General features: G+C 66.8%; 29 protein-coding genes, 1 tRNA gene and 1 pseudogene. 16 read left to right on the top strand and 15 right to left on the bottom strand.

Features of this window, described 5'->3' with window-relative positions; genetic code table 11:
* The first annotated feature begins 21 nt into the window (after positions 1-21).
* From ACQY8M_RS15305 to ACQY8M_RS15245, 13 genes are all read left to right on the top strand, one after another.
* A complete protein-coding gene (locus tag ACQY8M_RS15305) occupies positions 22-939 on the top strand; it encodes a DUF2303 family protein (protein ID WP_428673635.1) in 918 nt (305 codons plus the stop codon).
* A gap of 14 nt (positions 940-953) precedes the next feature.
* Positions 954-1211 carry a hypothetical protein gene (locus ACQY8M_RS15300; RefSeq protein WP_428673633.1) on the top strand — a complete coding sequence of 86 codons (258 nt, stop codon included), beginning with the start codon at positions 954-956 and terminating at the stop codon, positions 1209-1211.
* Positions 1208-1804: a hypothetical protein gene (locus tag ACQY8M_RS15295; RefSeq protein ID WP_428673631.1), complete on the top strand. Its 597-nt coding sequence runs from the start codon at positions 1208-1210 to the stop codon at positions 1802-1804. The genes ACQY8M_RS15300 and ACQY8M_RS15295 overlap by 4 nt, the downstream gene beginning before the upstream one ends.
* A gap of 131 nt (positions 1805-1935) precedes the next feature.
* Complete coding sequence (locus tag ACQY8M_RS15290) at positions 1936-2559, top strand: DUF6745 domain-containing protein (RefSeq protein WP_428673629.1); 624 nt, start codon at positions 1936-1938, stop codon at positions 2557-2559.
* Between the two features lies 1 nt (position 2560).
* On the top strand, positions 2561-2899 hold the full coding sequence (locus ACQY8M_RS15285; RefSeq protein WP_428673627.1) for a hypothetical protein: 339 nt from the start codon (positions 2561-2563) through the stop codon (positions 2897-2899).
* 1 nt (position 2900) lies between these two features.
* The gene (locus tag ACQY8M_RS15280) at positions 2901-3215 is read left to right on the top strand and encodes a hypothetical protein (protein ID WP_428673625.1); all 315 of its coding nucleotides are present in this window, start codon (positions 2901-2903) and stop codon (positions 3213-3215) included.
* The gene (locus tag ACQY8M_RS15275; protein ID WP_428673623.1) at positions 3215-4162 is read left to right on the top strand and encodes a DUF5131 family protein; all 948 of its coding nucleotides are present in this window, start codon (positions 3215-3217) and stop codon (positions 4160-4162) included. The genes ACQY8M_RS15280 and ACQY8M_RS15275 overlap by 1 nt, the downstream gene beginning before the upstream one ends.
* Positions 4156-4614: a hypothetical protein gene (locus ACQY8M_RS15270; RefSeq protein ID WP_428673621.1), complete on the top strand. Its 459-nt coding sequence runs from the start codon at positions 4156-4158 to the stop codon at positions 4612-4614. The genes ACQY8M_RS15275 and ACQY8M_RS15270 overlap by 7 nt, the downstream gene beginning before the upstream one ends.
* Positions 4611-4901: a hypothetical protein gene (locus tag ACQY8M_RS15265; protein WP_428673619.1), complete on the top strand. Its 291-nt coding sequence runs from the start codon at positions 4611-4613 to the stop codon at positions 4899-4901. The genes ACQY8M_RS15270 and ACQY8M_RS15265 overlap by 4 nt, the downstream gene beginning before the upstream one ends.
* Positions 4898-5536: a hypothetical protein gene (locus tag ACQY8M_RS15260; protein WP_428673617.1), complete on the top strand. Its 639-nt coding sequence runs from the start codon at positions 4898-4900 to the stop codon at positions 5534-5536. Before ACQY8M_RS15265 ends, ACQY8M_RS15260 begins: the two co-directional genes overlap by 4 nt.
* A gap of 7 nt (positions 5537-5543) precedes the next feature.
* The gene (locus ACQY8M_RS15255; RefSeq protein ID WP_428673615.1) at positions 5544-5867 is read left to right on the top strand and encodes a DUF4326 domain-containing protein; all 324 of its coding nucleotides are present in this window, start codon (positions 5544-5546) and stop codon (positions 5865-5867) included.
* Positions 5868-6039: 172 nt separating this feature from the next.
* Positions 6040-7155 (top strand): tyrosine-type recombinase/integrase, encoded by a 1116-nt coding sequence (locus ACQY8M_RS15250; protein WP_428673613.1) that lies wholly within the window; start codon positions 6040-6042, stop codon positions 7153-7155.
* Positions 7151-7231 (top strand) — tRNA-OTHER (locus ACQY8M_RS15245). Before ACQY8M_RS15250 ends, ACQY8M_RS15245 begins: the two co-directional genes overlap by 5 nt.
* Before the next feature lie 421 nt (positions 7232-7652).
* Here ACQY8M_RS15245 and ACQY8M_RS15240 read toward each other — a convergent pair.
* Complete coding sequence (locus ACQY8M_RS15240) at positions 7653-7982, bottom strand: hypothetical protein (protein WP_428673611.1); 330 nt, start codon at positions 7980-7982, stop codon at positions 7653-7655.
* A 203-nt stretch (positions 7983-8185) separates the two neighbouring features.
* Here ACQY8M_RS15240 and ACQY8M_RS15235 point away from each other — a divergent pair, with 203 nt between their 5' ends.
* Positions 8186-8371, top strand: coding sequence for a hypothetical protein (locus tag ACQY8M_RS15235; protein ID WP_428673609.1), 186 nt, complete (start codon positions 8186-8188; stop codon positions 8369-8371).
* A 178-nt stretch (positions 8372-8549) separates the two neighbouring features.
* On the opposite strand, the gene ACQY8M_RS15230 is transcribed toward ACQY8M_RS15235, so the two are convergent.
* The 5 genes from ACQY8M_RS15230 to ACQY8M_RS15210 all read right to left on the bottom strand — a co-directional run bounded on the left by ACQY8M_RS15230 (position 8550) and on the right by ACQY8M_RS15210 (position 14346).
* The gene (locus ACQY8M_RS15230; protein ID WP_428673607.1) at positions 8550-9668 is read right to left on the bottom strand and encodes a 2OG-Fe(II) oxygenase; all 1119 of its coding nucleotides are present in this window, start codon (positions 9666-9668) and stop codon (positions 8550-8552) included.
* An 80-nt stretch (positions 9669-9748) separates the two neighbouring features.
* A complete protein-coding gene (locus ACQY8M_RS15225; RefSeq protein ID WP_428673605.1) occupies positions 9749-10207 on the bottom strand; it encodes a hypothetical protein in 459 nt (152 codons plus the stop codon).
* Positions 10208-10326: 119 nt separating this feature from the next.
* Positions 10327-11010: an ankyrin repeat domain-containing protein gene (locus ACQY8M_RS15220; protein ID WP_428673603.1), complete on the bottom strand. Its 684-nt coding sequence runs from the start codon at positions 11008-11010 to the stop codon at positions 10327-10329.
* Positions 11011-11417: 407 nt separating this feature from the next.
* The gene (locus ACQY8M_RS15215; protein WP_428673601.1) at positions 11418-11624 is read right to left on the bottom strand and encodes a hypothetical protein; all 207 of its coding nucleotides are present in this window, start codon (positions 11622-11624) and stop codon (positions 11418-11420) included.
* A gap of 406 nt (positions 11625-12030) precedes the next feature.
* Positions 12031-14346, bottom strand: a complete 2316-nt coding sequence (locus ACQY8M_RS15210; RefSeq protein WP_428673599.1) for a mechanosensitive ion channel family protein — start codon at positions 14344-14346, stop codon at positions 12031-12033.
* A 68-nt stretch (positions 14347-14414) separates the two neighbouring features.
* On the opposite strand from ACQY8M_RS15210, the gene ACQY8M_RS15205 reads away from it, so the two are divergent.
* Positions 14415-14762 carry a hypothetical protein gene (locus ACQY8M_RS15205; protein ID WP_428673597.1) on the top strand — a complete coding sequence of 116 codons (348 nt, stop codon included), beginning with the start codon at positions 14415-14417 and terminating at the stop codon, positions 14760-14762.
* An 81-nt stretch (positions 14763-14843) separates the two neighbouring features.
* On the opposite strand, the gene ACQY8M_RS15200 is transcribed toward ACQY8M_RS15205, so the two are convergent.
* Positions 14844-15611: an HpcH/HpaI aldolase family protein gene (locus tag ACQY8M_RS15200; protein WP_428673595.1), complete on the bottom strand. Its 768-nt coding sequence runs from the start codon at positions 15609-15611 to the stop codon at positions 14844-14846.
* A 136-nt stretch (positions 15612-15747) separates the two neighbouring features.
* Here ACQY8M_RS15200 and ACQY8M_RS15195 point away from each other — a divergent pair, with 136 nt between their 5' ends.
* Positions 15748-16566 (top strand): enoyl-CoA hydratase/isomerase family protein, encoded by an 819-nt coding sequence (locus ACQY8M_RS15195; protein WP_428673593.1) that lies wholly within the window; start codon positions 15748-15750, stop codon positions 16564-16566.
* Positions 16567-16802: 236 nt separating this feature from the next.
* Here ACQY8M_RS15195 and ACQY8M_RS15190 read toward each other — a convergent pair whose 3' ends face one another.
* The 8 genes and pseudogenes from ACQY8M_RS15190 to ACQY8M_RS15155 form a co-directional block, all read right to left on the bottom strand.
* Positions 16803-17078: a helix-turn-helix domain-containing protein gene (locus ACQY8M_RS15190; RefSeq protein ID WP_428675634.1), complete on the bottom strand. Its 276-nt coding sequence runs from the start codon at positions 17076-17078 to the stop codon at positions 16803-16805.
* Positions 17035-17258 (bottom strand): annotated as a pseudogene (locus ACQY8M_RS15185) (BrnT family toxin). The gene ACQY8M_RS15190 and the pseudogene ACQY8M_RS15185 overlap by 44 nt, the downstream one beginning before the upstream one ends.
* A gap of 192 nt (positions 17259-17450) precedes the next feature.
* Complete coding sequence (locus tag ACQY8M_RS15180; protein WP_428673591.1) at positions 17451-18722, bottom strand: TRAP transporter large permease; 1272 nt, start codon at positions 18720-18722, stop codon at positions 17451-17453.
* The gene (locus ACQY8M_RS15175) at positions 18719-19249 is read right to left on the bottom strand and encodes a TRAP transporter small permease (RefSeq protein WP_428673589.1); all 531 of its coding nucleotides are present in this window, start codon (positions 19247-19249) and stop codon (positions 18719-18721) included. The genes ACQY8M_RS15180 and ACQY8M_RS15175 overlap by 4 nt, the downstream gene beginning before the upstream one ends.
* Before the next feature lie 3 nt (positions 19250-19252).
* The gene (locus tag ACQY8M_RS15170) at positions 19253-20257 is read right to left on the bottom strand and encodes a TRAP transporter substrate-binding protein (RefSeq protein ID WP_428673587.1); all 1005 of its coding nucleotides are present in this window, start codon (positions 20255-20257) and stop codon (positions 19253-19255) included.
* Between the two features lie 151 nt (positions 20258-20408).
* Positions 20409-21392 (bottom strand): Bug family tripartite tricarboxylate transporter substrate binding protein, encoded by a 984-nt coding sequence (locus ACQY8M_RS15165; RefSeq protein ID WP_428673585.1) that lies wholly within the window; start codon positions 21390-21392, stop codon positions 20409-20411.
* Between the two features lie 94 nt (positions 21393-21486).
* A complete protein-coding gene (locus ACQY8M_RS15160; RefSeq protein ID WP_428673583.1) occupies positions 21487-21927 on the bottom strand; it encodes an acyl-CoA thioesterase in 441 nt (146 codons plus the stop codon).
* 58 nt (positions 21928-21985) lie between these two features.
* Positions 21986-23206: an alpha/beta hydrolase family protein gene (locus ACQY8M_RS15155; protein WP_428673581.1), complete on the bottom strand. Its 1221-nt coding sequence runs from the start codon at positions 23204-23206 to the stop codon at positions 21986-21988.
* Between the last annotated feature and the right edge of the window lie 94 nt (positions 23207-23300).

The following is a 23300-nucleotide window of genomic DNA, read 5'->3' as shown; positions in this document are numbered from 1 at the left end:
CGAAGGAAGAGGAGATCATCCATGGATTTCAGCATCACCGACGCGATCGACAAGCTGAAGGGGCTCGGCGACGCCGTCGTGCTGCCCGCGCTCAGCCAGCCGGTCGTCGCCCTGCCGGCCGGCACGTCGCTCAAGAGCGTCAAGGCGCTCCTCGACGAATACAATGCGCGGCCCGACCGCCGCAGCGGCACCGACACGGTCACCGACATCGCCACCCTGGTCGAGTGGATCAACCGCCACAAGGACGGCGGCAGCGTCGTGTTCTGCGACGCCTCGCGCACCGCGCCGAAGATGCTGGCCGTGATCGACTATCACGAAGCCGGCGAGGGCGACGGCAAGGCGCGCTTCCGCACCTTCCGCGCCAAGTACGATTTCCCGCTCGACCCGCGCTGGGTGGCGTGGAAGGGGATTGACGGCATGGCGCTCGACCAGGCCGCCTTCGCCGCCTTCATCGAGGACCATGTGCTCGACCTGATCGGGCCGGAGGTGTCGCTGTCGGGCGACGGCGAGACCACGACGGTCAAGCTGCCGCAGCAGGTGCAGCAGCTGCTCGACCTCGCCGGCGGCCGCTGCGCCTTCCCCAACGAGGTGATGGCCCTGTCGCGCGGCCTCGACCTCACGGCCAACGACAAGGTGGTCAACCGGGTCGACCTGCAGTCGGGCGAGGGATCGCTGGTGTTCGAGAGCACCCATATCGACAAGAACGGCGTCAAGATCGACGTGCCGCGCCTGTTCATGATCGCCGTCCCGCTGTTCGAGCGCTCGCCCGACCACTACCGCATCCCGGTGCGGCTGCGCTATCGCCTGGTCAGCGGCAAGGTGATCTGGGTGCCGACCCTGTTCGGCGCCGACGAGATCATGGACAGCGCGATCCGCGACGCCGCGCGCACGGTGCGCGAGCAGACCGATCGGCCGCTGTTCTTCGGCTGGCCGGCTTAAGCCCTGAGCCCGTCGTGAGCACCGTCCCCGCCCGCGAGTTCTTCACCGCCGAGCTGCTCGCCAAGCTCGGGCGGTGGGCGGACGACGCGGGTGTCGTCAAGACGCCGGAGCGGATTGCGGCGTCCCTGCGCGAGCACGGCATCGGCATCGTCGACATCGATCGTCACCGCCACCTGATCGACGAGCGGGTCTACGAGAGCGCGCTCCTGCGGGCGCGGGCGGCGGAGGAGAAGGCGGCCCATCAATCGGAAGTGGAAAGGAGTGACGGATGACGAAGCGACGCGAGCCGGGCCTGCCGGGAATGAACCCTCCCCGGATCAAGAGCCTCTCGGCCGAGCAGGCCGCGCACCTGCCGGTCCATCGCGAGCACTGGCGCACGATCGGGCTGAGCACCACGCCGGCCGATTTCGAGCGCGCGAAGACGGCGATCTCATGGATTTACACCGAGCGGCTGAACAAGCCAGCGCCGATGTTCCTGTGCTTCAGCTCGCCCATGATGTGCGTGCTGGCGATCTGGACCTTGAAGCAGCTTGCGAAGCGGGCCCGCAAGGGACCGCTGAGCAAGCTGGACCTCTCCAGCCAGCTCTCCAGCCAGCTCGACAGCCAGCTCTCCAGCCAGCTCGTAAGCCAGCTCTTAAGCCAGCTCGACAGCCAGCTCTACAGCCAGCTCGACAGCCAGCTCTACAGCCAGCTCGTAAGCCAGCTCTCCAGCCAGCTCTCCAGCCAGCTCGACAGCCAGCTCGACAGCCAGCTCGACAGCCAGCTCTACAGCCAGCTCGTAAGCCAGCTCGTAGCCAGCTCTCCAGCCAGCTCGACAGCCAGCTCGACAGCCAGCTCGACAGCCAGCTCTACAGCCAGCTCGTAAGCCAGCTCGTAAGCCAGCTCGTAAGCCAGCTCTCCAGCCAGCTCTCCAGCCAGCTCTCCAGCCAGCTCGTAAGCCAGCTCGTAAGCCAGGATCTTCGCGATTCCTTCGGCCTGTTCCGCCGCTACTGGCTGATGACCGGCCAGACGACCGCATCCTGGATCGCGCTCCATACCTTCGCGGCCAAGATCGGCGTGACCTACGAGCCGGGGTTGTGGCGCCTGTTCGAAACGTGGGCGTCGCTGGGCGAGGCCTGCTCGTGGTGGATGGTGTTCGACGGGCTGTGCATCATCAGCGACCGGCCGCGCCGCCTGTCGTTCGATGCCGAGCGCCGGCTGCATGGCGAGACCGGACCGGCCATCGCCTTCAGCGATGGCTGGGGCGTGCATGCCTGGCACGGCGTGCGTATCCCCGCCGAGTGGATCAACGACCGCGCCAGCCTGACCGCGAAGACGGCGCTCACCTGGCGCAATGTCGAGCAGCGCCGCGCGGCCTGCGAGATCCTCGGCTGGTCGGCCATCCTCGAGGAGCTGCAGGCCAGCACGATCGACCGCGATGCCGATCCGGAGATCGGCGAGCTGGTCGAGGTGACGATCCCGGATGTCGGCCGCGAGCGCTTCCTGCGCGTGCGCTGCGGCACCGGCCGCCGCTTCGCCCTGCCCGTGCCGCCCGACATGCGCACGGCGCTGCAGGCCAACGCCTGGACGTTCGGCATCGACGACGCCGCGAAGTTCGTCAAACCGGAAGTGAGGACATAGCATGAAGACGTTCGACAGGGTGTGCGCCCAGGGCGACATCTACATCACGCGCATCGACGCGCTGCCGGCCGGCATCGTGCCAGTCGCGCCCGAGGACGGCCGGGTCATCGTCACCCACAGCGAGACCGGACATCACCATGTGATGCTGGCCGAACGCACCAAGGCCTGGCGCCTGCCCGACAGCATCATGGACATCTTCCTCGCCGTCGAGCACGGCGACACGCTGGAGCACCTGCGGCCGCACGACACGCACGAGGCGATCGCCTTCGAGCCCGGCCTCTACCATGTGCGCCGCCAGCGCGAGTACGTGCCCGAAGGCTTCCGCCGGGTCGAGGACTGACATGGCGTCGATCGCCGAGCAGCTGGCCGCGACGGTGGGCAGGTTCCCGCCTCCGTCGCTGGCGGTGGTGATCGCCGAGCTGAAGCGCGAGCGCGGGATGCGGGAGCGCGTCTATCCGCGCCTGATCGACAACGGCACGCTGACCGAGGAGAAGGCGCTGTTCCAGCAGCGCTGCCTCGAGGAGGCGATAGACCGGCTCGAGGAGCTGCTGTCGGCCGAGCGGAGCCGGACGCCGGCATCGCCTGCAAAGGGCCCGGTGCGGGCTCCCGCGCATGTGAATGCGCTGCCGCCCGCCGGCGACGCGGGCGTCGCCTGATGGCCGCCATCACCGGCATCGAATGGACGGATCACACATGGTCCCCCTGGATCGGCTGCACGCGAATCTCGGCCGCGTGCGACCACTGCTACGCCGCCGACTACGGTCGCCGCTTCGGCGTAGCGTTCGAGACAGGCGCGCCGCGTCGGCGCACCTCGGCCGAGTACTGGAAGCAGCCGGCGCGATGGAATCGCCAGGCCGCGGCCGCCGGGCGGATCGCCACCGTGTTCCCGAGCCTGTGCGATCCCTTCGACAGCGAGGTCGATCCGGCCTGGCTGGGCGAGACGCTGGCGCTGTTCGAACCGCTCACCGCCCTGCGACTGCTGCTGCTGACCAAGCGGCCGCATCTGGCGGCCAAGTACTTCGACGGACGCACGCCGCCGGCCAATGTCGCGCTCGGCGTCACGGGCGAGGATCAGAAGATGGCGGACCTGCGCATCCCGATCCTGCTCTCGATCCCGGCGAAGGTGCGGTTCCTGTCATGCGAGCCGCTGCTGACTCGAGTGTCGATCATGGAATATCTCTATCGCGATCTCGACGTGACCGGGCGCTTCAGGACGCATCACGGCACGCGGCAAATGGAGTTCAAGCACAAGGGGCTGCTTGGCGCCCTTCATTGGATCATCGCCGGCGGCGAGAGCGGCCCCAAGGCGCGGCCGAGCCATCCCGACTGGTTCCGCGCGCTGCGCGACCAGTGCGCCGCCGCCAGCGTGCCGTTCTTCTTCAAGCAGTGGGGCGCCTGGATCGACGTTTTCGATTGCGACAAGGACGATCCTGGCGGACGGATAGCCGACGATGTCGTGCGCCGCACGCCCAAGGGCCAATGGCTCAACCTTGCCGGCGGCCAGGGTTTCCACGGCAGCCGCGTGGTCCGCGTAGAGCGGAGGCCAAAAGCCCTCGTTGCCGCCCTCGACGGTCGCGAGCACCGCGAGGTCCCTGCATGGTGACCTACGCTCTGACCGTCTGGCAGCCCTGGGCCTCGCTGATCGTCGAGGGTATCAAGCCCTTTGAGTTCCGCGGCTGGTGCACGCCCGACCGCGTGATTGGCAAGCGCCTGGTGATCCACGCCGCGCGGCGGCCGGTCCGGGCCAGCGAGATCCGGCAGGCGATGGAGAGCCTGCATCGTGGCCATGACGACGGGATGAAGATCGGACCGGCGCTCGATCTCCTCGAGGCTGTGTGGCGGCGCGATCGCGAGCTGCCGCTCGGCGCCGGGCTCGGCACGGCGATGCTCGGCCCCGCGATCGAATGCAGCGTCCTGTTCCGTGACGACGCCGACGTCGATCCCGACAAATGGGGCTGGCCGCTGGACGATGTGCGCCACTGGCCCGCGCCGGTGCCGATGGCCGGGGCCCAAGGCTTCTGGAAATGGCCTCACCCGCTCGGAGCGGGAGCATGACGGCTACCCGCGAGCAGAAGGTCCGCCACGTCCTGCGGGCCGGCCAGAGCCGCCACCATCATTGCCACTGGCCCGGTTGCCAGGAGCAGGTGCCGCCGGCGAAGTGGGGCTGCCGGAAGCACTGGTTCAAGCTGCCCAAGACCCTGCGCGACCGGATCTGGCAGGCCTACCGGCCCGGCCAGGAGGACACCCAGACGCCGAGCCGCGACTACATCGCCGTCGCCCGCGACGTACAGGCGTGGATCGCCGCCAACCATCCGCCCGCCCGTGAGGAGAGACTGTTGTGACCGACACCGCGCTGATCCCCTACACGTTCGATCGGTACCGCAACGGCCGCTTGATGGCCGAAGGCATCACCGTCCATGCGCACAGCACGGAAGAAGCCGAGGCGATCGCCACCGAGAGATTGCGGAAATATCTCCCCCATCGCGACACCATCCGGTTCGGCGACAACGATCGATGCGTACCCCTCACCAGGTGCCCGTACTGCTATCCAGACAGAGGAATTTCCATGGACACACCCACTGCCGAAGTGATGCCGCCGCCCGCCGCTCCGAGCCCGTGGGAAGCCCTGCCAGACGGCATCTATGCCATCGTCGAGATCATGGGCCATCAGACCCTCGTCAGCAGGGTCACCGAGCTCGAGCGCTTCGGCACGAAGATGATGGGCATCGAGGTGCTGTTCGGCGGGACGCTGCTGCCCGTGGTGCTCCAAAGCGGATCGTCGATCTATCGCTTCACGCAGGTCTCGCCCGCCGCGGCGTGGAAGGCGCAGCACACGTCGACATGCGTCTGGAGCCTGCCGGCGCCCATCCAGGCCATCGTGCCGCCCGCGCTGCTGCCGGCACCGACATCGTCAGCGCCGAGGCCCTATGACGATGGCGGCGACGACGATCCGGACGACGACGGCCCGCATTTCTGAGGCCGCCATGAGCCCCCAGCGCATCCAGAGACGGCGGACGAAGGGCTGGCGCATGCCGGCCGGCGCGGTCTGCGTCTCGCGGCCGAGCCAGTGGGGTAACCGCTACGTCATCGGCGGCGAGATCGAGCATGTCGACGGCAGCAGCGTCACCGTGCGCGATCGTGCCCACGCCGTCGCCCTGCACCGGGAATGGATCGACGATCAGATGCGCCAGTGGACAACCTTTCGGCTGGTCATCCAGGAGGAGCTTGGCGGCCGGGATCTCTGCTGCTGGTGCCCGCCGGGCGAGCCCTGCCATGCCGACACGCTGATCGAGCTGGCCAACCCATGACCGCCCTGCCCGCCGACGAAATCACCGTGGCCGATCTCGCCGGCCATTACGGCCTCAGCGTGCGCACCGTCCAGCGAGCGATCGTCGGCGCCGGGGTCGACCCCATTGGCAGGGGCGCCGCGGCGCGCCTAACCTGCGACGATGTGCTGAAGGTCAGGGAGGCGCTGCGACGATGCCCATCAAGGACGAGACCGGCGCCTGGTACGCCCCCGGAACGCGCAAGGGCAACGTCGGATGGGCCTGGCGCGGCAAGCGCGCCGATGGCGTGTGGACCGAGCTCGTCACCCATGAAGTCGATCATGGGAAGGCTAAGGCGCGCATCCGCGAGGCTCTCGACGAGTTCGACCGTCGTCGCCCTCCCGCCGCGGGCGCGTGGGTAGACCTCGACACGGCGGCGCGCCACTACAAGGCGACCCTGCGATCGAGCGACGAGAAGGACCGGGTCGACCGCGTCGTGCGCTACCTCGGCGCGGCGACACCCGTCGCGGCCGTCAACCAGAGCCATGTCAGCACGGCCGCCGCGGCCTTCCGGGCCGAGCGCGGCGCCGCCAGGGGCAGGCAGACCTATCCACCGCCCTCGGCCCCGACCGTCAACCGCGAGATCACCACGCCGCTGCGCGCCATCCTGCGGTTCGCCGCCGCCCAGCAGTGGCGTCCGCTGATCGAGCTGCGCGCCGTCAAGCCGCTCGAGGGCGAGAGGCCCAGCCCGCCCCGGTCCGTCGCGCGCGACGCGGATGTCGACCGGCTGCTGGCCGCCGTCGGCGAGGCGATCGAGGCGTGCCGTCCCACGCCCACAGGCCGCAGCAAGGGCGCCGACCAGCGCCGCCTCGCCCTGCGCGCCCTCCATGCCCTGATCCTTGCCGTGCACGAACGCGGCTACAGGATATCCGAATGGCTGCGCTGGGACTGGGAGACGATCGACCTCGGCCGCGGCCAGGCGTCTATCCTTCTCAGCAAGCCCGATCGTTGGGTGACCTTCGACCTCTCGACCGAGCTCGTCGCGGCGCTGGCAGCGCTCGACGCCCGGCCGGCCGGCAAGGTGTTCCCGTGGCACGGCCGCTCGGCGGTCTATGCCGCCGTCGACGCGGTCGCGCCGGAGGACATCCACTGGCGGCCGCACGACAGCCGGCGCGCGGTCGTGACGGCGGTCATCCGGGCGACTGGCGATCCGGTCGCCGCCCAGCGCTATGTCGGCCACGCCAATATCAAGACGACCCTGCGCTACAACGTTCCCGAGCCGATCGGTCCACAGGTCCGATCCGGGGGAAAGCTGGTCGGCAAGCGCTAGGACCAGCGGAAACCCGCTACTCTTCCTCGCCTTGGTAAGGGAGAGGTCGACAGTTCAATCCTGTCCGGCAGCACCATCGATCCATCTCGGGCTGGCTGGCGTTCGGCGCTGCCACGCGCCACGAATGGATTGTGGATAACAGACGATCTCGCCCATTAGCGGACCGCAACGGACCGTGAAAAGCCGCGGAAATGGTGGGCAAAAGTTTGCCGGCCGTCCCTTGCTGCTCGGGGTGGAACTGCGGTCCTCCCGGTCACGGGCATGAAGACTGGCTGCACCGTCGTGGCTCCTGCCGCGCGATCGTCACCGTGTGCGGCCCCAGATTATCTCTGCCGGGCCGTATCGTCATGCAATCGAGGACTTGGTCCGACCTGCCCGATTGCCCGCAGCGGGGCGGCACCTCTGGTGAGACCGAGAATGCCGCCGAAACGCCCGCCGACCAGGACAGGAAGCGATGACGGCAAACAGCGCCGCCTCATTCAATAGTTCCCGTTGCCTCAACTCGGCTCGGCACTCATCGTTTCCCTGACCGCACTCGAGCGCGCGAGAGCCTTCCGGGCCAGACGATCGACAAACGCCTTTGTCGCCCACCGAACACGCTCCTCGTCTTCGGCGCGAATAAAATCGGGAGTGGACTTTTCGCCATAGCGGCGCTGCCAACGCTCGACCAAGGTGCGTTTCAGTTTTTCGGCCTGTTCCTGCTCGTCATCCAGGAACGCCCACGTCAGCAACATTTCCAGAATATAATCGTGAGCCAGCGCCATGGATAAGGCGGTTGTGTTCGCATCGATGCCTCGAATGCGATCATCTTTTTCCAGTTCGAACATTGGACCACTCCTCAGTAGGGCAGCACATGGGTAGCACCTACTATTTTCGCTGACCATCGTGAGATTCGACTTGGCGGGGACGCTAGCGGACTTGGCAAGTCAACCGATCCTTGAGCGGGCGGCTGAGACGTGCGACGAATTCGACGGCGCGGGTGGGGTTGCGCCATGACTGATATCCGTCTTCTGAACTGAGGAACCTGTCGATGGAAGACCAGGAGTTTGTCGCTGCGATTGCCCGCAACCTGTACTGGGGATACCTCAAGGACACGACCGGCACCCCGGGGAAGTGGTCCGAGCTTGACGAAGAGGGTCGCAAGCTTTGGCGGGCCATGGCGAAGCGCGCAGTACGCAAAGTCGATGAGCTGCGCGTTCAGGTCGCCGAGCAGTGAGGCGATGAAGCTTTCCGGCATGGCGCAGTGATATTAGGGGCTGGATCAGTGTAAAATGCAGCCGGATTTCGGCGATGGTCGATGTGAAGCGGTTCGGCGTCGAACACGCAACGAGTTCCATCGAGGGTCGCTTGCGTTGGAACTTCGGTGAAGCACGCGATAGTGCAGGCCAACTTCCTCAGGAAGTGTATTCGTAGCCCGCGCCGAGAAAATGTTGATTGGCTTCGCGGATCTTGGCCGCCGCGTCGTCGTAGAGGAACGGCAGGAAGGCGAAGCGGCGCCCCTTCGTGACAGGCGACACGGCGTGCAGCAGGGAGCAGGAGAACACCACCGCGCCCCCGACGGGCGGCCGGAACTCGCGCGCGCCGAATTCGGGAAATGAAAGATCGCCGCCCTCGAAATCATCATTGAGGTTGATCGAGACCGCGAAGCGGCGATGGGCCGTGCCCTTCGTGGTGTTGTCGCGATGGGGGCGGAAATGGCCGCCGTCTTCCGCGCGGTAGCAGGCGACGAGGTAGCGCTCCATGCGCGTGGCGTTGAAGTGATGGACCTTTTGGATCTCCGGCTTGATGCGACGCAGGACACGGTTCTGAATCGATTTGATCAGGTCGGCGTCCTCGACGACGAAGTCGCGGCGCCGCTTGTGCCAGGGGTCGTGGATGAGCTTCGTCTTGCCGTCGACGTCCCGCATGAAGCCCGACTCAGCGCCGCCGTGCTTTTCGTAGGCAGCGATCAAGGTGCGGCACAGCCCAGGTTCGAACACGTTCGGCAACCAGAGCACCGGCACCGGAAGCTCGGCCCCCGCGCGTCCCGGCGGGGGCAGGCGACGGAGTTGATCGAACAAGGCTTGCGCATCGCTTCCATCCGGCGCGAAAGGGACCGATGCAATGATGCGCAACGTCGGGTCGAGCAGCAGCCAGAAGCGACGGATGTTGATCACCGTCGAGCCGACGGTGGAGTCGGCCGCGATGGCGCCATAAAGGCGGCTGACGGCGCCGTCGAAATCCCAGAAGAAGCGTATGCCGGGAAGGCTTTCCTCCACCCGGCCGCTCGAGGCATCGGACGGATCCAGGCTGACGCCGAAGAAGCAGGCTCGCATATCGTCGAACAACTCGCGATGAGCCTGCATTGCGCGAAGCGCCGCTTGCGCGCCGGGATCGGCGGCCGACCCGAAAAAGCACAGCACGACGTAACGGCCCCCAACCGTGTCGAAGCTGTAGTTGGGATTGCTGGTCGAACGCTGTCGAAACCAGGGCGCGGGATCGCCGGGAGCGAGGGTTGCGTAGCGAGGCGACATGACGGGCAGCTGTTGATGATGGGCACGACGAACGCCCGATGGTACGGCCGGCAGGCGCCCCTGCCAACCAGGGCTGGGGGCTACAGCTTGCCGCTTGCGAGGATGGCGCGGACCTGGTCGATCAGGCCACCGACCGGCCGGGCCTCCGACGGCGCACCACCATTCGATTTGTACCCTCGAACGACGTAGACGAAGCCCCGAAACTGCGTCTGGAGATGGCTCGTGCTGGGGCTGCTCATCGACCGATAGTCAATTCTCTGGGTCCCGCCCATTGTCGCCGGACTGCTCCAGACGACGAGGTCGTAGCCGTCCTTGCGGGCCGCCTCCAGGCCCTTTAGCAGGGTGTTCCATCTGACTTCGCCCGGGATCACCCCTTGCCCGTCGACGTACGATCCCGAGGTGATGTACTGGCCGCTGACAGCCGGGTCCCTGGTGACGTCGAAGCCGATACGTTCCTTCTCGTACATGGTGCTCGGCGGCGTCTCGGTGGGGGTGCACGCCGCAGCCAGCACGAGCATCATGACAATCAGCCACCGCATTCATCGAGCCCCCCGCGCGGCGATGGTTCCCCGGCAAAGTAGAGGAGTCAACTGTTCTGCAACCGCCGCTTGGCCCTGCTGCGACGGGGCCACGCCCGGGAGGGAACTGCCTGGAGTCGTTATCCGAGTTCGGCCCGGATGCGCGTCTCGCTCTCGATCATGTCGACGACCGCCGCGTGCCCGCTGGCCGTCGCTCGCTTGAGCGCCGTCATGCCGTCCGAGGCCGTCGCCTCGGTCGCCGCGCCCGCCTCGATCAACCGCTTGACGATCGTGGCGTCGCCCGCTGCGGCACACATCAGCGCGGTCCAGCCGTTGGCGTCGGTCCGGTTCACGTCGGCTTTCGCTTTCAGCAGGTGCTCGACCATCATGCCGTCGCCGCCGAGCGCGGCGCGCATCAGCGCGGTCTTGCCCCGACTGTCGCCATGGTTGGGATTGGCACCATGCCCGATGAGAAGGTCGACCATCTCGAGGCGCCGGTTCTCCGCCGCACGCATCAGGGCCGTTTTCCCCTTCCCGTCACTATGCTCGACGTTTGCCTTGGCCTGCAGGAGGCTCCGCGCGGCCGCGATATGGCCGCCTTCCGCCGCGCGCATCAAGGCCGTCATGCCCTTGATGTCGGCTCGTTCCACATCCGCGCCGGCAGCGAGCAGCCGTTCGACAGTGCCGCCATTGCCGCGCATGGCCGCCGCGACCAGGGCCGTCCACCCGTTGCCGTCGGCGTGATTGACGTCCGCCCCAGCCGCGATGAGTTGGCCGACCCGGTCATCTTCCCCACCGAGGGCGGCCATTATGAGATCGTCCATGACGCCAGTTCCTTCCGCGAGACTGCGCCACAGAATGCCACGCGGGCCGCGAGGCGACCACCTTTCCGCCGGCCGCTCCCTGCCCGTTATTCGATCATTTCGCCATGCTCTTCGGGCAATTATGCGCAGGCCGCCTTGATCTCGGGCACGCCGCACACCGGCAGACGCTCCTACATCACTGCGAGTGGATCTCCAGCAACTTTCCGGCAACGGAGACAGGAAGGAAGAATGATCAGGCTGCTGTGCGCCGCGCTCGTTGGTCCAGCGCCAGGAAGGATCCGGATAAATCGAAACGGTCGGTATCGAAATCAAAGATTAGGATCTGGGCCCCCCTGTTCTTCCAGCAGATTGCCCAGCAGGAGGACGCCACCTGGACGCTGTCGGTGAAGCCGTGACCTCGTATCGGGTCATTGTGCGCCCAGGTAGTTGACATCCGGCGGGCAGGGGATCTGCAGGTAGCCCTGCCGGCCGACCGACCATACCGGCCCGCAATACGAAATGAACGACATGGCTTCAGGAGGGGCGGCGGCCACCGGCGGCGGCTCGGCAGGCTTCTGCGCGCACGCGGTCAGGGCAGCGGCGGACAGGATTGCGACGGCGATCGACCTCGACATAGGGACTCCGATATTATCCGTCCCGGCGTGGGCGGCGGCGGTGTGTTCCAACCATGATCCTGAAGGATCGGCGGGCGCAATCCAAGCACTTCGGCTCACTGAGGCCTGGCCCTTCACCGCTCTCCTGCTGTGCCGACACGGTGAGGCCGCACGCGGCCAGCGCCGCACCCATTGCTCTCGCGAGAATAAGCCGACGTTGCACGATGCCTTCCAAGCGCTTTGCTTGTTGTCATCGTGCGTCGGCCGATACCTGCCAAGAAGCCCGGCGGCATGGTGATCACGCTGCCCGCCGTCGGAGCGGGCCAGCCCGTTCAGGCAGCGATACGCAATCGGCCACACGAAGCCCTTCGGCGTGACCATGCCCATCGTCTTGGCCTCGACGGCGCCTTGCACGCCGCGGCAAAGCTCAGCTCGCCGCGACGGACGTCGGCGCGACGGACGTCGGCGCGGCCGGTTTGCTCTCCGCGGCGGCTGCAGGCCCCGCGGCCGGCTCGTCCGACAGGGCCGACGGCGAGTGCAGGATGACGGTGGCGCCCTGGGTGGCGAATGAGATCCCGAGGCCGGGCAAGGTGCTGAACATGCGCTTCATCGCCTCGCGCTGGATCATTGCCGGATTGCCCGGCCGCGTGGTGAACTTGAAGCGCACCAGAATCGCGTTGTCGGCGATGTCGGCCACGCCCTGCATCTTGAACGGCGCCAGGAGCTCGGCCTTGATCGCCGGGACCTCCATCATCTCGGCGCCGATCTTCTTCGCCGCCTTGCGCAGCTGCTCGATGTCGGTGTTACGGGCGAAGCGCAGGTTGAACTTCACCGTGATCCAGTCGCGGCTGAAGTTGGTGATCTGGCCGAGCTGCCCGAAGGGAATGGTGTGCACCTGGCCGTTCTGGTGACGCAGCTTGATCGAGCGCAGGGTGAAGCCCTCGACCGTGCCCTTTGCCTTTCCGCAGTCGATGTACTCGCCGACGCGGAAGGCGTCGTCGGACAGGTAGAAGATGCCCGAGACGATGTCCTTCACCAGCGTCTGGCTGCCGAACGAGATCGCGATGCCGAAGACCGAGGCGCCGGCGATCAGCGGCGTGATGTTCACGCCGAAGGAGTCCAGCGCCACCATGACGGCGATGATGCCGATCAGGACAGCGGCAGTCGCGCGCAGCAGCGGCATCATCGTGCTGATGCGCGAGGCGGGCGGGCCCGCGGCATCGCCGTCGGCGATCGCGTCCGCGGCGTTCTTGTTCTTGCGCGTCATGTACGGATCGGTCGCGTACTTGAACAGTTCCCAGATGACGTAGGCGACGAACAGGGTGAAGCCCGCGGTGCGGGAGGATCGCGTGATCATCTCCCACTGGGTTTCGTCGGCCAGCGCGAAGACCTGGACGACCCAGCTTTCGGCAATCGTGACCGAGACGCCGATCAGCACGGCGACGCGCACGCAGCGCGCCACCACATCGGGCAGTTTGGGCGTGTCGCTGGCCGGCGTGAGGCCGACGAGCTGCGAATCGAGGCGGCGGACGAGCGCCTGCATCAGCGTCTCGAACATCAGCAGGCCGGCCAGGAGAACGACGGTCAGCAGCATGGCGGTGCCGACGTGGGTCAGCCCGGAGATGGCGCCGTAGAGCTGGGTCAGCCCCAGCACCACGAAGAAGGTGACGCCGAATCCTACCCAGTGACGGCCGATCGCGCCGGCCAGTGGCGCCACCTTGCCAAGGCCGCCCAACCAGGCGGCCACGGCGCCACGCGAGCTGCGGACCAGCCAGATGAACGCCGTGACATAGACCAGGACAGAGAATGCCTGGTAGGCGCCGATGGCATCCGGCGGCGTCTGGATGGCCTCCAGCACCTGGCGCAGGATGCGACCGAGGATGATGGCAAGCATCACCACCTCGACGCGAGCGTACAGGGTGCGTGCGTCGTGGTCCGCGACGTCGCAGAGCCTCGCCTGCGGCAGGGCGGGACGCAGCACGATCAGGAACAGCAGCACGTAGAGGCGCCAGTAGAAGATGCCGTCGAGAATGGCGGCCCCGAGCCTGTCCGGGCCGGTCGGGGCGGTGAACCAGGCGCCGGCCGCGGCATTGCAGATCACCCAGACCGCGAGGACGCCCAGCCCGTCGAGGAGCGCGAGCAGCCCGAGATGCATCAGCGATCTCAAGCCCTGCTCGGGACCGGCGTGCACCGCGAGGCGGCGGCGGAACTGCGCCATCATGGCACGCAGGATGGCTTCGGCCGCGAGCGCGGCGGCGGCGGCGAGCACCAGCAGCAACCCGAAGGTCGAGGCGCTGCGGCCATCCTTGGCGCTGAGATCGAGCAGCCCGGGGATCGAGGCGAGCTTGGCGCCGAGCACGGGCACGGCGCGCACGATCGCGCCGGCACGCTCGATGAAGACGGCGAAGGGACCGGGTCCCTCGGGCAGCCCCGTGTGCACAATGGCCGGCGGCGGGGCCTTGCCCTTGGACTTGGAACTCGACGACGGGGCCGGTGCTGATGCCGGGGCGGGAGCCGGTGCCGGGGCGGGAGTGGCCTGCACGCCGTTAGCCTTGAGCCTCTCCGTCACGGAGTTGCTGATGGCATCGACCAGCGAATTGAACTGTTCCTGGGTCATGCCGGCCGGAGGTGAGGGCAGTGCCTGCGCGCCCGCCCCTGCCGGTCCCAGCAGAACGGCCAGCACCAGAGCGAGGGCCCCGAAGACCGGCGCCATCACGACCCGCGCAAATCCAGATGTCAGCACGAAGTTCCGCATAGCATGTCCCCCTCGCGGTACTTTTTGGGCCGCCGACGGGGGCGCGACAAGTGCAAATGAGCGGCCAGAAGTGCGCCACGCGACTCCGGCTGTCGTCGCGCCAGCGCGAGATCCAATCAGCGAGCCCGCCGGGTTGCGCTCCTCGTGCAATCCTCACGAACCAGCTCGCGCACCTTGGCTTCGAACGTGGAGCCGGCGGCTCCGCAGCCACCAGCTTCCACCCCATCGGCGACGGAAGCTGGAGGGGCATGGCCGGTGTCTGGGCCATCCTGGCGGTCTCGCTGCTTCCCTTCTTCGCCCTCAGGGAGATCGGGAGGAACCTCGGTGAAGGCGAACTCTGGAAGCTGATGCTGCGGCCGAGCCCGGACGGGCCCACAATGGACGAAACCGCCGGGGAAAATTGAGGCTTGGCGCGGCTACCGCGTTCGCGACGGGCCAACCGGCCCGTCGATGCGCGAGAGTCCGCCGTCTCCGACGTCCTTGCCTCAGGCGATCTTCGCCTTGAGCTCGTCGAGCTGCTGGCGGGCGCCGGCGACCATGCAGGACAGGTCGGACGTCAGCATGATCATGTCGAAGCCGCGCTTGACCGCGCCCGACGCGAACGCGGCACCGGCGCAGTGCATGACGCACTTGATGCCGGCCTTGTGCGCGGCGTCCCGGATCTTGTCGCAGGTCGCCATGTGGAGCGGGTCCGGGTTGTCGCCGCGCGGCGCGAGGCCCAGGGCAAACGACAGGTCGGCCGGCCCGATATAGACGGCGTCGAGGCCGGGCGTGGCGCAGATCGCGTCGAGGTTGGCGAGGCCTTCCTTGGTCTCGATCATCGCCATGACGACGATCTCGTCGTTGGCCTTGGCCACGTAGTCGGAGCCGCCGTAGTGCACGGCCCGTACGGGCCCGTTGGAGCGCATGCCGACCGGCGGATAGCGGCACGCGGCCACCGCCTTGGCGGCTTCCTCGGCGTTGTTCACCAGCGGCACGATGATGGCATAGGCGCCGAGATCGAGCGCCTTCATGATCGCCGCCGGCTCGTTCCAGGCGACGCGCACAACCGGCACCGTATCGGTCTGCGAGATCGCCTGCAGCATCGGCGCGACGTCCTTCATTTCGGCCAGGCCGTGCTGCAGGTCGACGCAAAGCGCATCGAAGCCCTGGCGCGCCATCACCTCGGCGGTCATTCCGTGCGACACGGAGAGCCAGCCCAGCGTCACGCATTTCCCGTCACGCCACATCTGCTTGATCTTGTTCGGCCGCATGGTCGTCTCCCCTCGTTTGTCCGTCGATCCCGTGCACGGGTCGGCCGCTATCAAACCCGATTAGCCCTCCGAATCAAGACCGCTATTCCGGCCGTGCGCCCGATCGCCGATACTCGGACACCCTCGAGGAGCTTGCATGACCTACAGCCACATCAAGGTAGAATCCGACGGTCCCCTCGCGTCTCTCACGTTCAATAGGCCGCAGGTCCTCAACGCCTTCAACAACGAGACGATGGAAGAGTGCCGGGCGGCGCTGCACGCCTTCGCCACCGACGACGCCATCCGGGCCGTGCTGGTGCGCGGCGAAGGCCGCGCCTTCTCCGCCGGCTTCGACATGAAGGCCGCCGCGGAACGCGACATGTCCACTGTGGATCACGTCCGCCGCCAGATGGAACGGCAGTTCGATTTCATCATGGCCTTCTGGGACTGCCCGAAGCCCACGATCGCCCTCGTGCACGGATTCTGCATGGCGGGCGCCTTCGAGGTGGCGCTGGCTTGCGACATCACCATCGCCGCCGAGGGGACCCGCTTCGGCGAACCCGAGGTCCGCTTCGGCACGGGCATCGTCGCCATGTTGCTGCCGTGGACCGTGCTGCCCAAGCACGCCAAGGAGATGCTGCTGACCGGCAACGACAAGATGGACGCCGCGCGCGCCCACGCGATCGGCATCGTCAATCATGTCGTGCCGGAGACCGAGCTGGTCCCGTTCGGGCGGCGCATGGCGCTCGACATTGCCGCCGCCGCGGGGCCTTCAGTGTTCTTCACGAAGCGCGCCATGAACCGCACCTACGAGATCATGGGAATGCGGGATGCGTTGCGCGCCTCGCTCGACATCGACGTGATCCTGAACGCCACGCCGAGCGCCGAGAAAGCCGAGTTCGGCCGCATCCGAAAGGAACAGGGCCTCAAGGCCGCGCTGGCGTGGCGGGATTCGCGATTTTCCGACGGGTCGTAGCCGTCGGCGCCTGCGGCCGGCCGCGCGCTGCTCCGGCTTGAGCTCGATCTCCTTCAGCACGGTCACCATCACCTCGGTGTTGCGCCTGAATGCGGGCGTTCGTTGCCTCGATGCCGAACGCGCCGACGAGAGCGACATTACGCGGCCTTGTCAGCCAGCAATCGCCGCATGACCTCGGGGTTGCGCTCGATTGCCAACAATAGTGCGCGAGCGGGCGCGTCGGGCGTGCTTCGGTGCTACTCCCAATCGCGTAAGGTCGTGATGGGCAGGTGGAAAGCCTCGGCAAATTCCACCTGTGTCATGCTGAGGCGCTGCCGTAGCACCTTGACGCGCGATACCCGGCGCATCCCCGCCAGTTGCTCCGGAGTGAGGGGTTGTGCATCGGGATCTATCCGCGCGGCTGCCACGACCTCCTGATCGTTCATGGCGCCGAGACGCGCCCAATCGGTATCGCCCCTTCGCCGAGGCTCACCAGATTTCACGGTCACCCGCGTAGTACCGGTCTTGCTCATGCCGTGTGGCCTTCCGAGCCGATATGATTCTGCAAAGGCCCTCATCGCGAAGCGTCATGATGACGAACAGGACGCCGCCGCGCGCCATTCCGATCGCCTGGATTCGCTCTTCGCCGTATCGAATCGTGCATCGAGCTCTTCCAAACGGTTCGGGTCTTCAACGGCGGCAATCGCATCCATGAAGTCGACGCTGTGCTTGCGAAGGTTCTCAGCGGCCTTGGCATCGTCCCATTCGTACTGCACGTCGGGAATAGTACCGGATACCGGTAGTTACCGCACGAAACAATACTTGGGCGGACGGGCTGCCCCACGCGCCGTCGGGCATCGCCGCCTCGCCGCGATGCTGCACCGCACGAGCGGCATTGCAGCGCTTCACCCGGCCAGGAGAAGCGCGAACTGGGGCACATAGGTCGTCAGGAACAGCACGATCAGCATCACCAGGATCATGGGCCATATCCTGCGCGAGACCGCCCCGAGGCTGAGACCGCTGATCGCCATGCCGATGAAGAGGCAGTAGCCGATCGGCGGCGCCGCCATGCCGATGGCGACGTTGGTGACGATGATCGCGCCGAAATGGACCGGATCGACCCCGAAGCGGCTGGCGATGGCGATCAGCATCGGGCCGAAGATCACCATGATGGCGATCTCGTCCATCACGGCAGCGAGCAGGAAGAAGACGATGTTGAGGCCGGCCAGCGCCATCCAGCGCTGGTCGACGCTGCCGGCGAGCCATTCAGCGAACCTCACCGCGATCTGATCCTGCGCCACCAGCACGCCAAAGCCGGTCGACACCGCAACGATGGCGGTCACCATGGCCGAGGTCCGCACCGCCCGAAGGAACAGCTCCGGGAGCCCGCGCAACGTCAGCTGGCGCTCGACCAGCAGGCCGACCAGAATGGCGTAGAGGCAGCTCACTCCTGCCGCCTCGGTCGGCGTGAAGATCCCGCCATAGATGCCGCCCAGCACGATCACCGGCGACATCAGCGCCCACTTCGCGTCACGGAACGCCTCCACGGTCTCGCGCCAGGACGCACGCTCCTCCAGCGGCACCTTCTGGCGCCGTGCATGGACGAAGCACACGACAAGGAGGCCGGCGGCGATCGCGAGGCCGGGCAAGATGCCGGACAGGAACAGCCGCCCGATCGACTGCTCGGCGATGACGCCCCAAATGACGAAGGCGATCGACGGCGGGATCAGGGGCCCGAGCACGCCCGAGCTGACGGCGACCGCGGTGGCAAAGGCCTTGTCATAGCCGGCGCGGGTCATGGCCGGGATCATGATCGAGCCCATCGCCGCCGTGGTCGCCGGCGCGGAGCCGGAGATGGCGGCGAACACGGCCGACGCGATCACCGTCACCATGGCGAGGCCGCCCGTACGGTGCCGCACCAGCACGCCAGCCGCGTGGACGAGACGACCGGAAAGCCCGCCCGCCGTCATCAGCTCGCCGGCCAGCATGAACAGCGGGATCGCGAGCAGGCTGAAGGACTGTGAGCCGGCGATCATCTGCTGCGCGAAGAAGGCCGGCTCGATGTCCGCCACCACCAGCACAGCCACGGTCGCGAGGCCGATGGCGATGGCGAACGGCACGCCGATCGCAGCCAGCCCGACAAAGGTGGCCACCAGCACGATTGCGGTGACGCTCATGGCGGAGGTGACGCTCCAGCCTGCCCGGCGCCGGCAGCACCTCCCACGACGCGCACGAGGGCGAAGAGGCAGACCAGCACGCCGGCAATCGGGGCCATGCCGTGCAGCAGTTCGATGGGATAACCTATGGCCGCCGACATGGACCCGCGCGTGAACTCGACAAAGCGAAGCCCGGACCAGACGAGACAGGCCCCGAACAGGGCCGCGATCAGGTCGATGCCGCGCTCCGCCCAGGCGCGCGCCGCGCCGGGCAGCGGGTCCAGCGCCACCGTCAACCGAACATGGAAGCCCTCATGGATCCCGAGCGCGAGGCCGCCCAGCGTGGTCCAGGCGAACATCAGGATCGCCACCTCCTCGGACCACGAGGGTGTCTGCCCGAACACGTAGCGCATGACCACCTGGATCGCGATGCAGGCCAGCATCACCGCCGCGGCGCCGATCAGGCTTGCCCGCAGCAGCCAGACGACTGCGCGGACGATGCGCCGGACACTCTCGATCGCGACTGCGCCCGGCTGCTCCGTCGCCATCGCCTACTTTACCGCCGCGAGCACGTCCTCCACGATGTCCGGCCCGATCGACGGCTTGAACTGCTCGTAGACCACCTTCACCGACTCGCGGAAGGGAGCGATGTCGGCGACCTTGTTGACCTTCATCCCCTTGCTCTCGAGCGTTGCGATCACCTCCCGGGATGCCTTCAGCGACGCCGCGCGCTGCTGCTTCGTCGCTTCCGCAGCCGCCTTGACGATTGCCTGCTTCAGATCGTCCGGCTGCTTGTCGAAGACGCGCTTCGACATCAGAAGCTCGATCACCGAATAGGTATGATTCGTCAGCGACAGGAATTTCGTGACCTCAAAGAGCTTGTTTTGGTCGATGACCGTCGGCGGAATTTCGAGCCCGTCGATAGCGCCCTGCTGGACGGCCGTGAAGGTTTCGGCCCACGCCATGGGCACCGCATTGCCCCCGAGCGAGGAGAACATCGCGATATAGACCGGGTTCTGCATGACCCGGTATTTCACGCCCTTGACGTCAGCGGGAGTCAGCACCGGCCGGACATTGTTGATCATGGCGCGGAATCCGCCCTCCATGTAGCCGAGCAGGGCGACATTCTTCGCCGCCAGCTTCTGGCGCAGCTTGTCTCCGACCGGACCGTCCAGGACCTTCTGTGCCTTGGCCTCGTCGCCATAGAGGAACGGCATGTCGTTGATCTGGAAGGCCGGCTCGATCTGCGCGACCACCGCATTGGTTATGATGCCCGCTTCGACCGTGCCGAGGCGCATGCCTTCCAGCAAAGCCTTCTCGTCGCCGAGCGCCCGGTTGGGGAACAGCTTCACCTCGATCCGGCCCTTCGACTCCTTCTCCACGGCGTCCTTGAAGGCGCGGGCGCCGACGGCGTAGGGGTCCGTCTCGCCCGCCGAACTCGCCCAGCCGAGCTTGATCGTGAGGTCGGCCGCTTCCGCCCGCGGCGCGAGCGATGCCGACAATCCCCATACGAACGCCCCCGCGGCAAGCACGGTCAGCCAATAATCCCGGCGCATTCTACCCTCCCAAATCCGTTTTTTATTTACAGGGTTGTTTTCGCGCCCTGCCCGCGCCTTACGTCTTGCGACCCGATGCTGGGCGTAGGAAATCCAGTCGTCAACCGCCGATAATCCGATCATGGCAGGCGGTCTCGATAACCTTCTTCCGCTACTCCGGCTTGAGCCCGATCTCCTTCAGCACGGCCAGCATCACCTCGGTGTCCCGCTTGAAGCGGGCGTTGGTCGCCTCGAAGCTGAGCGGGCCGACGATCAGGTAGTTGGCGAGAAGCTGCTTCACCTTTTCGTCGGTGCCGGCCTCGATCAGCGTGTCGGACAGCTTCTTCACGATCTCCTTCGGCGTCGCGGACGGGACGGCGAAGACGGCGAACGCGCGCGTCTCGTAGGAGCCGCCGACGGCGCCCTGCTCGGTCATCGTCGGCACGTCCGGATAGGCCGGCAGGCGGTCGCCCACGACGGCGATGATCTTGCCCTTGCCGGACGCGATCACCGGCGCCGACGCGGCCGGGCTGCCCGACGCGCCGTCGAGCACCTGGGCGGTCACGTCGGCGAACATCGCCGCCTCGCCGCGATACTGCACGATCTCGACCTTGAATCCGTACTGTTTGGCCATGGTCTCGATCAGCACGTGCGGCGTGGAGCCCGGGCCATAGGCGCCCCAGTTCAGCTTGTCGACCTTCTTGGCATACTCGACGAACTGCTTGAGGTTCGTGGCGCCGGTCTTCTCCGCCGCGACCACCGGCCCGCCGATGCTGGTCGTCATCGTCAGGTAGGTGAAGTCCTTCTCCGGATCGTACGGCAGATCTTTGACAGTGACGCGATTCTGGATCAGCGACGAGGAGATGGTGCAGAGGATCGTGTAGCCGTCCGGCGCCGCGCGCTTGACCTCGGTGACGCCGATCGTGCCGCCGGCCCCACCCTTGTTCTCGACGACGACCGGCTGGCCGAGCTTGCGCGAGAGGAAGTCGCCGAACGAACGGGCGATGCCGTCGGTCTGGCCGCCCGCCGGGTAGGGCACGATAATCCGGATCGGCTTCGACGGGAAGGCGCCCTGCGCCGATGCCCTGCTGAACACGGCGGGCGCCGCGAGGACGCCCGCACTGGCCGCGATGATGCGGCGACGCGTCGGATTCAAAAATGGCCTCCCATGACTCAGCCAGCCTTCCCGGCTAGCATTTGCGCGCGGACTGTAGTTCAGCGCCTGTGAGTCCAGCAAGCATTGCCGTCAATCAGCCGACCAGGTCGGCGATCGCCGCCTTCTGCTCCGCAGTCAGCGCTACGCCTTTCCGAGTCTGCGCATGGACGTAGACATGGGTGAAATGACACACGGCGGCCGGCGCTTCTTCCCGCGCGAAAATCGCGAGCTCGTACCGAATCGAGCTCGTGCCGATGCGTCCGACGCGGGCGCCGACATCGACGGTCTCCGGAAAGCCAATCGGCGCCAGAAATTCGCATCCACTCGCGACGCAAAGGCCGATCGACGTCTGTCCCGGCGCCCGAAGGATCCCTCGTTCGATCGCCATCGTGGTCAGCGCGGTATCGAACCAGCTGTAATAGGTCGCGTTATTCACGTGCCCATAGGCATCACAGTCGGCCCACCGGCTCGCGATCTTCGTCCACCATCGGAAGTACTCCCGCCGCTCATACTTCGCCGGCTGCGCGTCTGCCACGTCCATACCCTCCTGAGAAGAAGGCCGCTTCTATCGCCGCCGCCTCGGGAGAGGAAGGCTATGAGCTGGTACCAAATTGCTCGTCGAGCCAGTCGAGAACACGGCAGTTGAGGAGCGAGCGGTTGCCCATCTCGCAATGGCCGTCCGCCCCTTCGGCCGCGGTGAAGCGCATCAAGGTCGTCGGGCAGCGCAGCGCGGCGGCGAAGGCGCCTGCGCCGGCGGCGAGCATGTCGTTCTCGGCCTGGGTGATCAGGGTCGGGCAGGAGATGAGCCCGGCGCGGCCCGTCATGGTGAAGAGCTCGGCCGAGGTGAAGAACGCCCTCAGAGTATCGACGCCATGGACCCAGAAGCCACGCTGGACGACCTTCCAGCTCAGCTGGCGATTGGCGCGGATAACGGCCTCGACCTTGTCCAGGATCGCCTGGTCGAGCGTGCCGAGGTCGGCAACTGCTTCGACGGGCAGGCCGAACAGGCGCACGATCACCTCACGGAAGCCGTCCGCGATGCCCCAAGTGCCGGGATCGGCGATCAGGGCCGCGATGCGCGGCTCGGCCGAAGCGCCGCGCGGGGCGAGATAGCCGCCCAGGCTCCACCCGCTGAGCGCGATGCGCGTGGCATCGACAAGAGGCAGGGCTTCGGCGAAATCCACGACGGCCTTGATCACCACCTCCCAGTCGGGCCGCAGCGGGACGCCACGCTCATAGAGCATCGCGCCCTGGCCGGGGCCGTCGAACACCAGGCTGTGATAGCCGCGCCGCGAGGCCGCCACCGCGCACGCGAAGTACGTATCGGTGATGGTGCAATCGTATCCATTGTTGAAGACGATCAGCGGCCGCACCTCGGTCTCGAAGCCTTCCGCTGCGATGAAGTAGGCCGGCAATGTCGTCTTTCCGAAGGGGATGGCGAGCGGTGCAGTCGGATGCGGCCCGAGGGCGACCCCCTTGTCGAAGGCGATCACCTGCTTGCGGAAGGCGGCGAGGAGGCGTGGATCGACGGGCGCCCCGTATAGCGGGTGGAACGAGGTCGCGTGGAAGGTGCTGGCCCGAAGGTACAAGGCACGCGCACTGGCGACATGACCTTTGGCGAGCGCCGCATCGGCCTCCGCACTCAGCCGATCGCCCGCCGTCGTCCAGGCGCTGAAATAGGCACTGTGATCGCCCTCGCCGATCGCCCTGGCGACCGCCCGGATCTCGCCGAAATCGGCGCCGCCATAGGGAATGTAGGCGATCGGCCAGGTGCCAAAGTCCTCATGCAGCTCGTCGCGAAACAGGCCAGTCACCGCGTCACCTCCGAAGTAGCGATCGGGCGTGCACGTCCCGCTCGATCCATCTGCGCCTATAGCAATCCGACTGGCGAGCCGCATTCATTGACAT

It is taken from the genome of Reyranella sp. (assembly GCF_965279465.1).
Taxonomy (GTDB): Bacteria; Pseudomonadota; Alphaproteobacteria; order Reyranellales; family Reyranellaceae; genus Reyranella.
Note: the sequence above shows the minus strand (reverse complement) of the source record. Positions and strands in the feature narration are given on the sequence as shown.

Excerpts from the sequence above, each read along its gene's own strand:
- ACQY8M_RS15280 (WP_428673625.1), top strand. The coding sequence starts at position 2,901 with ATGGCGTCGATCGCCGAGCAGCTGGCCGCGACGGTGGGCAGGTTCCCG.
- ACQY8M_RS15305 (WP_428673635.1), top strand. The coding sequence starts at position 22 with ATGGATTTCAGCATCACCGACGCGATCGACAAGCTGAAGGGGCTCGGC.
- ACQY8M_RS15235 (WP_428673609.1), top strand. The coding sequence starts at position 8,186 with ATGGAAGACCAGGAGTTTGTCGCTGCGATTGCCCGCAACCTGTACTGG.
- ACQY8M_RS15255 (WP_428673615.1), top strand. The coding sequence starts at position 5,544 with ATGAGCCCCCAGCGCATCCAGAGACGGCGGACGAAGGGCTGGCGCATG.
- ACQY8M_RS15270 (WP_428673621.1), top strand. The coding sequence starts at position 4,156 with ATGGTGACCTACGCTCTGACCGTCTGGCAGCCCTGGGCCTCGCTGATC.
- ACQY8M_RS15240 (WP_428673611.1), bottom strand. The coding sequence starts at position 7,982 with ATGTTCGAACTGGAAAAAGATGATCGCATTCGAGGCATCGATGCGAAC.
- ACQY8M_RS15225 (WP_428673605.1), bottom strand. The coding sequence starts at position 10,207 with ATGCGGTGGCTGATTGTCATGATGCTCGTGCTGGCTGCGGCGTGCACC.
- ACQY8M_RS15170 (WP_428673587.1), bottom strand. The coding sequence starts at position 20,257 with ATGCGCCGGGATTATTGGCTGACCGTGCTTGCCGCGGGGGCGTTCGTA.
- ACQY8M_RS15205 (WP_428673597.1), top strand. The coding sequence starts at position 14,415 with ATGAGCGGCCAGAAGTGCGCCACGCGACTCCGGCTGTCGTCGCGCCAG.
- ACQY8M_RS15285 (WP_428673627.1), top strand. The coding sequence starts at position 2,561 with ATGAAGACGTTCGACAGGGTGTGCGCCCAGGGCGACATCTACATCACG.
- ACQY8M_RS15195 (WP_428673593.1), top strand. The coding sequence starts at position 15,748 with ATGACCTACAGCCACATCAAGGTAGAATCCGACGGTCCCCTCGCGTCT.
- ACQY8M_RS15290 (WP_428673629.1), top strand. The coding sequence starts at position 1,936 with ATGACCGGCCAGACGACCGCATCCTGGATCGCGCTCCATACCTTCGCG.
- ACQY8M_RS15175 (WP_428673589.1), bottom strand. The coding sequence starts at position 19,249 with ATGGCGACGGAGCAGCCGGGCGCAGTCGCGATCGAGAGTGTCCGGCGC.
- ACQY8M_RS15250 (WP_428673613.1), top strand. The coding sequence starts at position 6,040 with ATGCCCATCAAGGACGAGACCGGCGCCTGGTACGCCCCCGGAACGCGC.
- ACQY8M_RS15190 (WP_428675634.1), bottom strand. The coding sequence starts at position 17,078 with ATGAGCAAGACCGGTACTACGCGGGTGACCGTGAAATCTGGTGAGCCT.
- ACQY8M_RS15265 (WP_428673619.1), top strand. The coding sequence starts at position 4,611 with ATGACGGCTACCCGCGAGCAGAAGGTCCGCCACGTCCTGCGGGCCGGC.
- ACQY8M_RS15230 (WP_428673607.1), bottom strand. The coding sequence starts at position 9,668 with ATGTCGCCTCGCTACGCAACCCTCGCTCCCGGCGATCCCGCGCCCTGG.
- ACQY8M_RS15200 (WP_428673595.1), bottom strand. The coding sequence starts at position 15,611 with ATGCGGCCGAACAAGATCAAGCAGATGTGGCGTGACGGGAAATGCGTG.
- ACQY8M_RS15275 (WP_428673623.1), top strand. The coding sequence starts at position 3,215 with ATGGCCGCCATCACCGGCATCGAATGGACGGATCACACATGGTCCCCC.
- ACQY8M_RS15180 (WP_428673591.1), bottom strand. The coding sequence starts at position 18,722 with ATGAGCGTCACCGCAATCGTGCTGGTGGCCACCTTTGTCGGGCTGGCT.
- ACQY8M_RS15220 (WP_428673603.1), bottom strand. The coding sequence starts at position 11,010 with ATGGACGATCTCATAATGGCCGCCCTCGGTGGGGAAGATGACCGGGTC.
- ACQY8M_RS15295 (WP_428673631.1), top strand. The coding sequence starts at position 1,208 with ATGACGAAGCGACGCGAGCCGGGCCTGCCGGGAATGAACCCTCCCCGG.
- ACQY8M_RS15215 (WP_428673601.1), bottom strand. The coding sequence starts at position 11,624 with ATGTCGAGGTCGATCGCCGTCGCAATCCTGTCCGCCGCTGCCCTGACC.